Source organism: Chroococcidiopsis sp. CCALA 051, assembly GCF_003015105.1.
GTDB classification, from domain to species: Bacteria; Cyanobacteriota; Cyanobacteriia; order Cyanobacteriales; family Chroococcidiopsidaceae; genus Chroococcidiopsis; species Chroococcidiopsis thermalis.
The window spans coordinates 1-14067 of sequence record NZ_PYCI01000160.1 but is presented as its reverse complement, the minus strand read 5'-3'; the positions used below and the strand labels follow the sequence as shown (position 1 = coordinate 14067).

The window sequence follows — 14067 nt, the reverse complement described above, 5'->3', positions numbered from 1 at the left end:
GTGCCTGTATTGACAGCAATGCCAGAATCGGCATTACAGTAATGAGCGAATTCTTCTTCGAGAGCAACAACCTCGCTGCCTAGCACAAATTGCGTACTTTCTAGAGCTTTGAGGACAGCAGTATCGATTTCGTTTTTAATGCTTAAGTACTGTGCTTTTAGGTCTACAAATGGGATCATACTGCTACCTCCATCGTGTTTAGTTCAATTAATCGCCCTTGCTGCTTGATGGACTGGGTAGCAGCTTCCAGAATTTTTACGACCCGCAGTCCTGCTTCCCCATCAGTGATGGGGCGATCGCCTTGCTGAATACAATCAATAAAGTGCAGTCCTTCTGTCCGTATTGCTTCTGTCATGTCCAGGTGCGGAGACCACATATCCCCTGCACGGTAGCCAATAAGCATTTGATACACGCTTTCGGCAGAGTTGCTATTGAGGGTAATTCCCTTGTCGTAAATTTTCACCTTCTCGCTTGGTTCTAAGTCATCGTAGACAATCATGCGCTGACTCCCACCAATTAACGTACGGCGAACTTTGACTGGTGCTAACCAGTTGACGTGAAGATGAGCCATCAAGTTGTTTTCAAAAAATAACGTTAAGTAGGCAATATTTTCTGGTTCTCTAGGGACGTGGCTGATTCCTGTGGCAGAGACAGCGTAAGGTTTATATGGCAGTAGATAGTCCATAATCGAAAGGTCGTGAACTGCCAGATCCCACAATACGTTCACGTCATGCTGAAATAGTCCCAGGTTAACGCGCACCGAATCGTAGTAATAAATATCGCCTACAACCTTAGTCGTAATTAGATCGTGCATCTTGCGAACAGCACCCGTGTAAACAAAGGTGTGATCTACCATCAACACTAGGTTGCGCCGTTGAGCTTCCTCAATTAACCTCATTGCCTGTTCGGAGGAGGTCGTTATCGGTTTCTCTACTAGGACGTGCTTGCCAGCTTGCAATGCTGCTAGAGCGAGATTGAAGTGAGTGGAAACTGGTGTGGCGATCGCCACGGCATCGATCTTTGGATCTTTTAATATGTCTCGATAATCGGTCGTAACTTGCAAGGTAGGATACCGTGTCTGCGCTTTTGCCAGCAATTCTGGTTTAAAATCACTCACAGTTCTTACCTGCGCTCCTGGGATTTCAGAGAAATTTCTCACCAAGTTAGGACCCCAGTAACCATAGCCAATTACACCTATAGCGATCGTATCTTTCATTATTGTTACCTAACCAATTTTTCAACTATTTAACAAGTGCTGTAATTCACGTATAGTCAAAATGACTTTTTTCTCGTCGCGATCGCATACAACTTTGAAGTAGAATCAAACTCATAATTCGTCCAAGATAGTTACTATATTTTTTCGCATTCCAAATCACTCAAGCGATCGGCATCTATTGCAGTCAGTAGTGTTCTAGCGCGATCGGTTTTCTTTAAAATGGCATATCCATTTCTGAGAAAAAGATTTTGAGCAACTATGGTATAGCCCGATTGTGCTAGCAATCTATGAAGTAAGTTGTGATTAGATAAGGAGTTGATACTGTCAATCACAACAAACTTGGCTCTGTGAATTTCATCAAATTCAGCAGAAATATCAAATTTAGGATCGCCGATTAATATCATATCGAAATAGTCAAACTGATTTTCTTGCCTGATTTTTTTAATTGTATTTTCAGCAAGTTTTACACTATTTAATTTCTTGCTGTTTTGATGCAAGTTGTTGAATAAGAATCTGCGATCGTTTTTATTTGAATCTTTGCAAAAAATAGCAAACTCTGAAATTTCTCTTGTATTAGACACACTTTTTTGATGAATTAAAAAATCATGAAATTCAACTGAAGAGTCATGCAAATAGTGTTTCTGTAGTTTTTGAACTTTTGTCGTAGATAGATCGACACAAAATATTTTTATTTTATTTTGACTTTTTTGAATTCCCGTGAAAAATATCTCAGATGTTTTCAACCTAGTCAATGCACCAATTGTTAAAAATGTTTTGATATTCTCTTCTTGCATCACTTTTCTGATTGCCGAAAAGAACTCGTCATTTTGAAATATTGACAAATGGTAAGGTAGAAAATAACCAAACGATTTTTCTAAGTTATTTAATAACTGAATTATTTTTGGTTGCAATTTAGATTTGATTTTTAAAATTAGCCATCTTGCGAATCGAAGATTAATAGATGAGGTAGTAGGTAATAAATTATTATATTTTCCTATTTCTAATTTAGGAAAGAATTTCAAAAAATTATTAAAAACACGTCTGAACTTTAACGATTCTGCTTTAACAAATTGTTCTTTTGAGCCAGATGCGTTATTTAGTTGTTCTGCAAAAGTCAACTGCTGGCAAGCTGTTAGCATAGTACAAACATTAGTAATCCAGTCGCTAAAACTCCACTTCGGTAATTGGTGAACGCTAATTCGATAGTTTGACAAATTATTTTCAGGTATGGCAACTTGTTTCTCTGAATTATTTAAAACCTCAATTGCCCAACGCACGCGATCTAGTTCGGGATGGTTAAGAGAAGGAAACTGATTAATACGTTCTGTCGCCTCGCTTAGCTTTCCTTGACAAAGGAGGATAATAATTAGGTAAGCCCACTCTACTGGATCGGGTTCTGAAGCTTTGTTTAAAATGAGTATGCATTCAATTGGTTGTAAAATCCACGAGAGTGCTTGCTGAGCATTTCCTTGATAAAGGCTACATATTGCCAGACGTAATTTCGGTTCAGGTAGCATTTGAATTAAAGAATTTAGGCAGCACAGATATAGAGATTCTGCTTCATCATATTGACCCGTCCAGAGTTTTTCATCTCCTTGATGTAAAAGAATTTTATCTAATGTATTACTAACAATATGAGCATTTTTGATTCCTGAGTTTTCCTCTATAAGAGTCAGCGAACCGAAGGGATTATTTTGAATGATTCTTTGACCCGGTTTAATGATTTTATTCAGATTAAACCATTGAAAGATTTGATCTCGCTGTTTGAAGGTATGGTGAGAGTGAACTAGTTGATAGCCTGCATTAGTAATTTTCTCAAGTTCTTCTGGGTTTTGAAATAGGTAATCAATTTTATCTAATACATCAGTTTCGTCAGCAAAAACACAATTTTGCATATCAATGAAGCCAGCAGCTTCTAAAGCTGGAGTTTTTTCTGTAATCAGACAAGATTTACATGCGGGAATTTCAAAATGTTTGCGCACAACTTCTTTAACTATTGTGCCGCAAGCTGGTACAAACCAAGAGGCATTAATTGTGCGTGCATACTGCTGACCGTAAAGCATTCGGAACGCTGTTTTCTCTTCATATCCAAAGTGCGGACTAATCAAGGATGGATAAGCTTGAGATACAACCTTCAAAATTTGTTGTCGCCAAGGATAAAAAGAACTGTTACTACCTGTAAAAAGTACTGGTATAGTTTTAGGACATGCATAATCTCGATATAAATTGGGATCGATAAAATTAGACCAGGTAAATATGCGATCGCCAAGTTCGGGCATATACTCAGCAGAACGTACAGATAGACTGAATAATGTTTGGATATCCCAATTTTCTATATCAGAAATAAAAGCGGATCGAGCTTCACAAAAACAATCCGCATGATAAAAACCTAATTTGGGTATTTCTGGGTAAACGGAAGTATTTGTAATGTTTAGACGAGTATATCCCCAAGCTGATATGCCAATTTCAAAAAGCGTAACTTCCGGTTGATAGCGATCGCAAATTTCTTGGTAGTCACAATCTTCATTAATTACAGTGACATCAAAGAATTCAGCTAAACAATTAACTTGTTGTTGATAGTGCAACCGCACAAATTTAGCTATATGTTCGTATCTTCTTTGAAAATATACGAGTTTCGGTTTATTTGCTAACTCGGGAATAGCGTTCATTAAAGCGTCTCTCTAAAATTTGGTTTTGGGCGATCGCACTACCTTGATACAGCTAAAATATCAACTGTCCAGTACCAATTCTAAGTTTTGAGAGCGATCGCGCACGTCACCGATGATACGCGCAGGTACTCCGGCTACAATTGCATAATTAGGAACATCACGAGTGACTACTGCACCAGCTCCAACTATCGCTTTTTCTCCAATAGTTACGCCTGGTAAAATGGTGGCATTACTACCAATAGAAGCACGGCATTTTACTAAAGTCTTGACTACACTCCAATCAGCTTCAGTTTGCAAGCTTCCATCTTCATTTGTGGCTTGCGGATAAAGGTCATTAGTAAACATAACACCATGACCAATAAACACCTCATCTTCGATCGCAACACCTTCACAGAGAAAACTGTGAGATGAAATTTTACACCGACTCCCTACAACAGTATTTTTCTGAATCTCTACAAAAGTACCAATTTTAGTATCGTCACCAATTGTGCAACCATAAAGATTCACAAGTTGAGGATGAAAAATACTCACATTTTTGCCAAGCTTTACATCATCTTTGACTGGCATTTCTTATCTACCTATCGCTCTTAATATAGAATTAATTCTTTTCTACACTGTGCCAAACTGCTTCTTCTAAATACATGCATTCATGAGATTGCCATTGGCACTCTTCTCTTTCAATACCGTGCATAGTAACTTCAAAAGGACAAATACTAGAGATATTTTCTAATACGGTATTGCTACGAATTTCAGATAACCATGTAGTTATGGTGTACGAACCCATAAATAACCTAAATTTAGGGATTTCACATCGTACAATAAAATCTCCTGATTCTTGGCGAAACGGGGCTTTAGCATCGTAAAACCAGAAAATACAAACAGATTGTTGTAGCTCATTAACTACATTAAAAGAGAACCATAAAGTTTCATGCGGTTGAGTGATATGTAATGCAAACTCGAACGTAATGGGTTTACCCCAGCAATGAATTCCTTGTTCTTCAGAAGTATGCACCCGCGCCCAGGCTATATAGTTGTTTGTTTTGTTTGCAGGAGCTTGGTAATAAGGAAGTTTTTCAGAATCATTTTTTTGCTCAGCTAGATATAACCGTACTGCTTTATCGCTGTGACCGTCAAATTGAACATTTCCTTGGGAAAGCAAGATGCAACGCTTAGTCAATTGAGCAATAGCTTGCATACTATGGCTGACAAATAAAACTGTGCGTCCTTCTTTATTTGACACATCACCCATCTTCCCTAAACATTTCTTTTGAAATGCTGAATCGCCTACTGCTAAAACTTCATCCACAATCAAAATTTCTGGTTCCAAGTGAGCAGCAACAGAGAAAGCAAGGCGAACGTACATTCCAGAAGAATAACGCTTGACTGGAGTATCTAAAAACTTTTCAATTTCAGCAAAGGCAACAATTTCATCAAACTTTTTTTTAATCTCGGCTCTAGTCATGCCTAAAATAGAACCATTGAGATAAATATTTTCTCGTCCAGTTAGTTCTGGATGAAATCCCGTTCCTACTTCTAGCAAACTAGCTACTCGCCCTTTAGCAATTATATTTCCTCTAGTAGGTTCAGTAATGCGGCTCAAAAGTTTTAATAATGTTGATTTCCCTGCACCATTGCGTCCGATGACACCAATAGCCTCACCTTGTTGAATCTCAAAAGAAACGTCTTTTAGCGCCCAAAATTCTTCGCGAGTTGGATTACAAGTTTTGCGCTTACCAAATTTGAATACATGATGTTGAAAAGATTTAACTTGCTCGGTCAGCGTATCTCGTAGTGTGGTGTAACGTTCTTGTTTTTGATGACCGAGAATATATTTTTTGCCTAGACTTTCGACACGAATCACTGAATTTGACATATTTAAAGTTTTTATTTAAATTACGTCTGCAAACGATCGCTCTACCTTGCGAAAATACCAAATGCTACTGGCAAATAGTAAAACGACTAATCCGACAGACAACATGAATCCTTGCCAATAGAGTTGAGTTTCTCCACCCAAAATTGCCCAACGAAAACCATCGATCACACCCACCATTGGGTTAAGAGAATAAATTAAACGCCATTGTTCGGGTACGATGCTGCTACTAAATCCAACCGGAGAAATATATAAACCAAACTGGACGATGAATGGCACGATAAAGCGAAAATCACGGTATTTCACATTCAATGCCGAGAGCCACAATCCTCCACCAATAGCAGCAACAAAAGCGATCGCCATAAATAATGGTAGTGTCAAAATTCGCCAGGAAGGAATAAAGTTATACCATGCCATCAGACCTAACAAAATCATGCCTGAAACTAGGAAATCTACAAAACTGACAACAACTGCACTAGCAGGCACAATTAAACGGGGAAAGTAAACCTTGGAAATCAAATTAGCATTAGAAATAAGACTATTGCTACATTCTGCAAGAGCGCTAGCAAAAAATTGCCAAGGTAACATAGCTGCAAACACCATAATTGGATATGGTGCGCCCTCAGCAGGTAGTTTTGCTAGTTTGCCAAATACTACTGTAAAGACAATCATGGTTAAAAATGGGCGTACTAATGCCCACGCAATACCAATCGCAGTCTGCTTGTAACGCACTAAAATGTCTCGCCAAGCCAGGAAGTAAAACAATTCGCGGTAGCGCCATAAATCTTTCCAGTACTGGTGTTCTGTTCTACCAGCTGCAATAATTAATTCAGATTGACTGTGGTTTGTCACAAGTAGTCAGCAATAATTACTTAGTAAATGTCTTGTAAGCTTGTACGAAGGGCAGGCTACAAGCCTACCCCATAAACGATTGATGTTTTTTTCGATCGCAACTTCTGAAGTTATTCTCTAAAAAACTAGGGGCGGGCTTTAGCTTTTGGAGAATTAGTTTTTGTCAAAGCTTCCGCTAGTTGTAACAGTGCTGCTTTTACCGCTTGCAATTGTGGCGCAGCAACTTGCAAAAAGTTTCCGCTACCGCCATTAATCAAAGCATTGTAGGCTTCTATAGCCCCTACTAATTTACCTGGAGAAATTACACTACCAGCAGTTAGTCCTTGCAAACTTTTAACAAAACCTGCCGCTAGTTTTGCATCTGCACCCGCTGCAACTAAAGTAGTTTGAAATTGAGTGGCAGCAGAGGTAGAATTGCCAGTTTCAGTCAGTATACTTGCTAGTGCTTGCTGCGTCTCTACAGGAATACCAGCGATCGCTCCTTTTGCCAGTAGACCGTTAAGTGCAGCAGCAGCTCGGTCGATCGCAACTTGAGCAGCAGGATTAAAATCGCCATTCCTTCCTGGAGCAAAAGCACCGCCCACAATATCGCCAGTAGTGATAATAAAACCCGTGATATCTGACTGGTTGTTGCTCTGAGCCAGAGTTGGTAACGAACCAAATAGTAGAGACGATCCTAAAGCTAAACCTAGAAAGAGCTGGCGTTGAACATTCATCATTTTGATTCCTCTCGTCACGACCTAAAAACGACTGACATAACCAACACCAAGAACAAATCGAGTACCATCACCAGCATTGCCAGTAACGTCGGCAAGAGATGGAGTAATGACTAGAGGTAGACTTCGGAAAGGTACGACAGATACACCTAAGTTCAGATCTTGACCCGTCCAGTCTGCAATTAGGGAAAGCTGTTCGGTTGCTTGCAAGCCCATGCTGCCAAAAACATTAACCGTATCGTTACCATCCTCTACATCCTCTTCCGAACGGAAGCGACCACCACCTAAACCTACTGAGGTCGTAATTTTACTGAAAGGCTTTGCTGCGTCCTCTTTAAGATTGAAAGCTTTACTGACTACGCCGTAAAGACTGCTACCACCGTCAGTTTCACCCCAAATAATTGCATTTTCTGCTCCAACCGCAATTCCAAAGTTTGCTGGTAGGAGGCGATGCAGTTTGAAACTAATAGTCCCATCCCCGAAAGTATTTCCATACAGATCGACGGTTGTAGCTGCAATTTCTAGACCGACGGCTCTACGCGCATCGCCTAAACCAAATCCCAATGAAGCCGCTCCATCTGCTTTGCTAGTATTGCGCGCTCTACCTTGAAAGCTCGTACCGACGAAGGCACTACCCCAATCTGCACCAAATGCTGTGGGCGAACCAACACTCGATCCGCCACCTACTACTGACGGTCTAATCAGAGTTGTTAAAGGTGTCACTTCGATGCGATATTGTTGACGCAGCTTTGTGACTTGCTCTGCTGTCAGTGGCTGTGGTTCTGGTGCGGATGCTACTGGAGTTGCTGGCTGCAAACCAACGATATACTCAGCTGCCGGATCTTCAGCTCTCAGTTGCGGCATTTCACCCTGGCTAGCTAAAGCTTGGTAGATAAAGGCTGCAACATCTGCACGGGTTGCCGTTTGATTTGGACGCAATACATCTTTACTGGGATAGTTTACGACCAAGCGATTTGCTGTTGCCGCTGTTACTGGACTACGGGCAAAGTCGGGAATTTCTGCTGCGTCTTGATATGAAGTATCGAGCAGGGTAGAAGATTCTGCTTTTGCAGTCAAGTTCAGCCCATTTGCTAACGCCACCAACACTTGCACGCGGGGAATGCTTTGCTCTGGTAAAAAAGTGTTGTTGGGATATCCAGCCAGAAACCCTGTTTGGTAAGCTGTCTGAATTACATCCTTTGCCCAGTAATATTCCGGTACATCTGCGAAAGCGATCGCGTTGCGGTTAGATTGTTGTGGAAATGCTTTACTGACAATTGCGGCAAACTGAGCGCGAGTTACTGGTTCGTCTGGGCGAAAACTACCATCGGGAAAACCTTGAATAATACCTCGCGAGACTAATCCGGCAATAAAGCTCTGCGCCCAGCTACCCTGAATATCATTTAAAGTCGATGCTTGCGCTAAATCGGAGGCTTTAAACTTTTGATTATGCAACACCTGTTCTAATGCAGTTGCCCTATTTTGCTGCACTGCCATAGCGCGATCGCCTAGCTGTTTTTGGGCGATTGGAATAGGATTGGCATTGGCTTTGTAGCTCAACTCGCAACAAGCAAGAGTCGCTAAGAGAATAGTGGTTGTAGCAGCTTTAATAATACACATTACAAGTAGCTCAATGACCTAGAGAAAGTTACCAACTTCAAGACAGACGTATCCGCAGGAATTACCTTGAGTTAGTAACTCCTCACACAGCTTTGAGGCATAATTTACTGATGAAATGAGCCTAATTTTTCAGATAAGTTGTCTATCTAGAAGAAGTTAAAAGTTAGCCTGAACTAACTCAACTTCAAACGAAGTTTAGCCGCCTTTTTCCGTATCCCCATGCGTGGTTTCACGGAATTAACTTTTGGTTTACGGAGCGATCGCAGTTACTATCAGTAGATCCACAGGATGAGCTTCATATATACGTAGGGGCGTACAACATCTATTGCACGCCCCTACATACGTAAGTGAAGAATAACTTTTCTGCGTGCCTCCTACCTGCTTCAGCGATTGTAAGGTTTTACGCTACTCCAACAGCGCCGGAGGGCTTCAAATTCATCAAGCATTTCAAATCCAGCTTTGACGTAATCTTGTCCCGTCCATTTTGCCGCTCGTGCTAACCCTCGTTGTACCAATGTTTGTCGCAAAATTGGGTCATCATAGAGTGACTTAATCGCCAAAGCGACCTGCCGTTCGTCTCGCTGATCGACGAGTAAAGCGGCATCTCCTAGCTGCTCTAAAGCACCTGACACGTTGGCAGCCACAACCGGACAACCTAAAGCAAATGCTTCCAAAGGAGGTATGTTATCAGGTCCGCAAAAAGACATGAAAGCTAGAGCAAATGCATGGCGATATAGGGGAACTATATCGGCTTGCGGTACAAACCCCAGAAAGTGAACTTGGCTAGATAAGTCGAGATCGGCAACAACTTGCTGAATATAGTGCTTGTTGCCCTTTTCCGAGCCAACAAACACTACGGGTAAAATTAAATTAAATTGCGATCGCAGCCATTTAACCGCCATCAACAAGGCAACATGGTTTTTGTGCGCCCAAAACTGTGCGGGATAAAATAGGTAATTTTCCGGTATGTTGTACTTTTCTAGGATGTAGCGATCGCTGTTATATGAAGCATTCAACGCCCATTCAGGCGTGGGAAAAGGCAAGATCTTAATTCGGTCAGATGGTACTTGATAAAATCGTTCGACTTCGGCTCTACCTGCCTCTGTACCAGTCACGATAATAGAAGCACACCTCAGTACTTTTGCGTAAAACTGTTCTCGCTCGTCCCATTGTCCTTGAGTGCTGAGTTCAGGAAAGCACGGCTGTACGCGATGTTGTAGATCCCAAAGTGTAGTAATGTAAGGAATTTCGACTGTGCGAGTACTTGGTTCTAAATACCAAACTAAATCGACTTCTTTACCCAATATCGCGACTAAAATTACATCTTTGAATACACCGTTCAGTTTAAATAAGTTTTTTGATTGCCGCAGTCTTTTAAATAGTTCTTTGATAAGTTTTAGCGGTTGAGACAATAATAGTTTTTTGACGCTGTGATGCAGCGATACATATTCAATATGTTGTCCTAATGGAGGTGCTTGAGATAATTTTTTGTCCCAGCTATATACAATAAAAGTATGACCGCTTGTCCCACCAAATTCAGCGATCGCTCGAAACACTTCGTTTTCAAACGTAAAGCCTCCTCCAATTTGAGGAGTAAAATTCGATAAAAAAATTCCAACCCTCATTTAATCTCCTGTAATGTCAAAAATACTGTAAGAAATATAGGTGGGCAATGCCCACCCTACTATTTAATTAATTTGGTAAAAATTATGGCGATCGCAAAATTTCTTTGACAACCTCGACGACTCGTTCTATCTGTGCGTCAGTTAAAGCTATACCACTGGGAATGTAGAAGCCGCGACGAGCAATATTTTCTGCTACTGGACAAGACTCGTTAGCAAACAATCCCATTTTGTGGAAAACAGGTTGTTCGTGCATAGACCAAAAGAAGGGACGGCTACCAACTTGATGATGATGCAAGCGCCTCATTGCCTCTTTAGCATCAAATGGAATTTCATCTTTTAGGACTAATGCATAGACCCAGTAAATATTATCGGCGTAGTCAGTCTGGGGGATTGGCAATTGTAAGCCGGGTACATCGGATAATAACTCGGTGTAACGTTGTCCCATTCGGCGTTTACGGGCAATGAATTCGTCTAATCTTTCTAGCTGCGCTACACCTAAAGCAGCTTGAATATTACTCATTCGCAGGTTCCAGCCGAGTTCTTCATGGATGAAACGCTGCTGGGGTTGAAAACATAGATTTCGCAAAGAACAACAACGTTCGGCTAGGCGATCGTCATCGGTGAGAATCATCCCACCTTCGCCTGTAGTAATGTGTTTATTCGGATAAAAACTAACGGTACTAATATTACCAAAACTGCCGCAGGGACGATTTTTATAAGTTTGTCCGTGCATCTCGGCTGCATCTTCGATAATTTGCAACCCATACTTTGCCGCTAAAGCAAGTATTGGCTCCATATCTACAGGTAATCCATAAATATGAACCACCATGATTGCTTTGGTTTTGGGTGTGATTTTAGCCTCAATCTGGCTCACATCCATATTCCAGGTATGAGGATCGCAATCTACAACAACGGGTATAGCACCAGCACGAACAATTGCTGCCGCGCAGGAAATAATCGTGAAAGTAGGTAGAATGACTTCATCACCCGCACCAATACCTAGTGCTAATACAGCAGCGTCCAAAGCTACGGAGCCATTACTAACAGCAATGCCATATTTACGTCCTACTCTTGCCGCAAATTGTTCTTCAAATTGTTTAATAAATGGTCCTTCTGAAGAAATCCAACCAGTATCAATACATTGATTCAGATACTTTTTTTCATTACCATCTAATAGTGGTTCGTTGACAGGAATATAATCAAGCATATGTTTGTCATTCGTCATTTGTCATTTGTTACTGATTATTAACAAGGAGTAAGCGATCGTCAGCTAGCTGAGCTTGTTCTGTTTGAATTCCGACAAATCGAGTTTTATCTAGATCGCCTACGTAGGGTCCTTGTTTGACTTCAAACATTTCGATTTCTTCTAATACTTCAAAGCCATGCCCACCTGCAATTAAAAGAATCACGTCGCCTGCTTCGAGGATATAACTTTCTAAATATTGCTGAGACTCATTATAAAAATCTACTCGTAGTTTACCTTTTTTGATCAAAAGTACTTCTTGGGTATACTGCACTTCCCGTTTGACTGGATTGTGGACGTGAGGCGGAATAATTTTTCCAACAGGATGACGCATATAAGCTAATTGCTGCGAAAAATCACCTGGAGTAAAAAAATGAATTCCAGATGCTTGAAATTTATGAGAAACAATCATCGCTATTAATATATTTTCGGACTTAATTTCTCGGATCATACTGTTGTTCTAAATAAAATATACGGTTGATATAGTTGCGATCGCGCTTAGCTATAGCCATGTCATTTGTAATGTACGCAACTCACGCTGTTGTGAAGATAGTTAACTGCTAACCATCAACCGTCTAGCACGACCGCGATATCTGCCTGAATTCGACACAAATTGCTATATATTTGGAAAATCTCCATGCCAAAGCGATCGCTTGCATGAAGAGATAGTTTTTCCAGTAGATACCCTTAATTCAGTTGATGTAAGGTATTTTTTGTACTCAGTAATAATAGGTACTTTGCCGCAGCTTGGAACTGCCTACAATCTAACCAAATAATTTCATACAAGTAAAATTACAGAAACATATTTCTTCCAGGTGCTGTCACTTACTGTCTGTTCAGTTCGCTCTCGTCACCAGAGTATAGAGTATTTTCTGTTTCCTCGCATCGGAATGAATGTTTAACTTATGTGTAAATCTTATCACGCTCAACTAGCGAATGTCATCCTCGCTGACATAATTGATCCTATATTAAATTTTAAGTAATTAATCATAACTATACCGAACGAGCGAGAAAACTCAACAATATATATCTATCACCAACTACCAACTACTAACTACCAATTACCAATTACCATTTAACAAATCGAGATTCTGCTGTACTATTTGTTGAACTTTGAGCGTAACAGCATCCACAGTGTTAGCACGATCGCGTTGATATTCGGTAAAGAAATCTTTAAGATTAATCGGCTCTCCAATTTTAATTCTGGCGTGGCGATATCCTTTAGCTGGGGGTTTATCGATATCGAATACTTCTCGTTCTAGGCGAGTAAGGGTGTCTAAAAATCTTTCTGGTGTTGGATTTTCAGCTACGTAGCCATCGTAAATCGCATCAAAGTTTAACAAGCGTTTAATTGACTTTTCAATTAAACTATATTTGTTAGCGCGATCGCCTGTTGCAGTTTCGGTTTCTGCTGTTGCTTCTGACTCTAGTGTGTCTACTTGAGTTTTTAGTACATATTCAACTCTATAGGTTCGTTCTCGCACTGGTTCTTTAGGATTAGAAGAAATGCCTAGCTGTTGTTCGCAGGATTCTAAAATATGCATCCGTAGCAGAGAAATGCGATCGTTCCAGGTTAGTTCGTCTTTAGTAGGTGAATAAATCTCATATTCTCGTTCCATACGGACTAAAACATGTTGTGCGATCGCTTGCAGGCGATCGTAATCTTTTAGACTGGATTCTATACTTAATGCTTGTTCTAAACGGTTGAGAGTTTGACGAATAACTCTCTGCATATCTTGTGTATAGCGGTATTTAATACTAACTGGTAGAGCATATAGATCGGGTATTTCTCCTTGCTTAGCTAGCTTACTCATAGCCTGAAAAGCAATTTGGATAGCACCAGCGCGGAAAGGCATGACCGTATCGTTTTGAAAAGAGCATCCTCCTTCTGGAAAGATGACTAAGCGACAATTCGGTTGAATTAATATGTCTATTGTTTTTGCAATACTGGGGCGATCGACTAAACCACGCCGGATAGAATAAACTCCCAATCTTTGAAAGATTCCAGTCATGAATCCTTGAAATAATTCATATGCTGATAAGTAGTAAAATTTTTGGTTTACCTTACCAGAAAGAGCAAAGATTGCAATTGGATCTTGAAATGTAGGATGATTTGGCAATAAAAGTAATCTTCGCTCGTTTAAAGCCTGAATTTTTTCGATAGATTCGCGATCGATACGTAATTCAAATTGAAAAAAATAGGGGATGACAACTGGAGCAATAACTTGAGCCAAGTTAATCAAACAAGTATTAGGT

General features: G+C 40.3%; 12 protein-coding genes. All 12 read right to left on the bottom strand.

The features are described from left to right. Window positions 1–179 (bottom strand): DegT/DnrJ/EryC1/StrS family aminotransferase (locus tag C7Y66_RS26655; RefSeq protein WP_146149887.1); only part of this gene is annotated, 179 nt, incomplete at its 3' end. Next, a complete protein-coding gene (locus C7Y66_RS26650; RefSeq protein ID WP_106547908.1) occupies window positions 176–1216 on the bottom strand; it encodes a Gfo/Idh/MocA family protein in 1041 nt (346 codons plus the stop codon). The genes C7Y66_RS26650 and C7Y66_RS26655, both read right to left, overlap by 4 nt. A gap of 134 nt (window positions 1217–1350) precedes the next feature. Continuing rightward, a complete protein-coding gene (locus tag C7Y66_RS26645) occupies window positions 1351–3885 on the bottom strand; it encodes a glycosyltransferase (RefSeq protein WP_106547907.1) in 2535 nt (844 codons plus the stop codon). 60 nt (window positions 3886–3945) lie between these two features. Continuing rightward, window positions 3946–4452 carry an acyltransferase gene (locus C7Y66_RS26640; RefSeq protein WP_106547906.1) on the bottom strand — a complete coding sequence of 169 codons (507 nt, stop codon included), beginning with the start codon at window positions 4450–4452 and terminating at the stop codon, window positions 3946–3948. A 31-nt stretch (window positions 4453–4483) separates the two neighbouring features. Beyond that, a complete protein-coding gene (locus C7Y66_RS26635; RefSeq protein WP_106547905.1) occupies window positions 4484–5758 on the bottom strand; it encodes a polysaccharide ABC transporter ATP-binding protein in 1275 nt (424 codons plus the stop codon). Between the two features lie 15 nt (window positions 5759–5773). Then, window positions 5774–6607, bottom strand: coding sequence for an ABC transporter permease (locus C7Y66_RS26630; RefSeq protein ID WP_106547904.1), 834 nt, complete (start codon window positions 6605–6607; stop codon window positions 5774–5776). A 125-nt stretch (window positions 6608–6732) separates the two neighbouring features. Next, window positions 6733–7326 (bottom strand): hypothetical protein, encoded by a 594-nt coding sequence (locus C7Y66_RS26625; RefSeq protein WP_146149886.1) that lies wholly within the window; start codon window positions 7324–7326, stop codon window positions 6733–6735. Window positions 7327–7347: 21 nt separating this feature from the next. Continuing rightward, on the bottom strand, window positions 7348–8943 hold the full coding sequence (locus C7Y66_RS26620; RefSeq protein ID WP_106547902.1) for an S-layer homology domain-containing protein: 1596 nt from the start codon (window positions 8941–8943) through the stop codon (window positions 7348–7350). Between the two features lie 383 nt (window positions 8944–9326). After that, window positions 9327–10568, bottom strand: a complete 1242-nt coding sequence (locus C7Y66_RS26615) for a glycosyltransferase family 1 protein (RefSeq protein ID WP_106547901.1) — start codon at window positions 10566–10568, stop codon at window positions 9327–9329. Window positions 10569–10650: 82 nt separating this feature from the next. Continuing rightward, window positions 10651–11775 (bottom strand): DegT/DnrJ/EryC1/StrS aminotransferase family protein, encoded by a 1125-nt coding sequence (locus C7Y66_RS26610; RefSeq protein WP_106547900.1) that lies wholly within the window; start codon window positions 11773–11775, stop codon window positions 10651–10653. Window positions 11776–11803: 28 nt separating this feature from the next. Then, a complete protein-coding gene (locus tag C7Y66_RS26605) occupies window positions 11804–12262 on the bottom strand; it encodes a hypothetical protein (RefSeq protein ID WP_106547899.1) in 459 nt (152 codons plus the stop codon). Window positions 12263–12872: 610 nt separating this feature from the next. Further along, window positions 12873–14067 (bottom strand): 1-acyl-sn-glycerol-3-phosphate acyltransferase (locus tag C7Y66_RS26600; RefSeq protein ID WP_199197657.1); only part of this gene is annotated, 1195 nt, incomplete at its 5' end.

Excerpts from the sequence above, each read along its gene's own strand:
- C7Y66_RS26650 (WP_106547908.1), bottom strand. The coding sequence starts at position 1,216 with ATGAAAGATACGATCGCTATAGGTGTAATTGGCTATGGTTACTGGGGT.
- C7Y66_RS26645 (WP_106547907.1), bottom strand. The coding sequence starts at position 3,885 with ATGAACGCTATTCCCGAGTTAGCAAATAAACCGAAACTCGTATATTTT.
- C7Y66_RS26640 (WP_106547906.1), bottom strand. The coding sequence starts at position 4,452 with ATGCCAGTCAAAGATGATGTAAAGCTTGGCAAAAATGTGAGTATTTTT.
- C7Y66_RS26635 (WP_106547905.1), bottom strand. The coding sequence starts at position 5,758 with ATGTCAAATTCAGTGATTCGTGTCGAAAGTCTAGGCAAAAAATATATT.
- C7Y66_RS26625 (WP_146149886.1), bottom strand. The coding sequence starts at position 7,326 with ATGATGAATGTTCAACGCCAGCTCTTTCTAGGTTTAGCTTTAGGATCG.
- C7Y66_RS26620 (WP_106547902.1), bottom strand. The coding sequence starts at position 8,943 with ATGTGTATTATTAAAGCTGCTACAACCACTATTCTCTTAGCGACTCTT.
- C7Y66_RS26615 (WP_106547901.1), bottom strand. The coding sequence starts at position 10,568 with ATGAGGGTTGGAATTTTTTTATCGAATTTTACTCCTCAAATTGGAGGA.
- C7Y66_RS26610 (WP_106547900.1), bottom strand. The coding sequence starts at position 11,775 with ATGCTTGATTATATTCCTGTCAACGAACCACTATTAGATGGTAATGAA.
- C7Y66_RS26605 (WP_106547899.1), bottom strand. The coding sequence starts at position 12,262 with ATGATCCGAGAAATTAAGTCCGAAAATATATTAATAGCGATGATTGTT.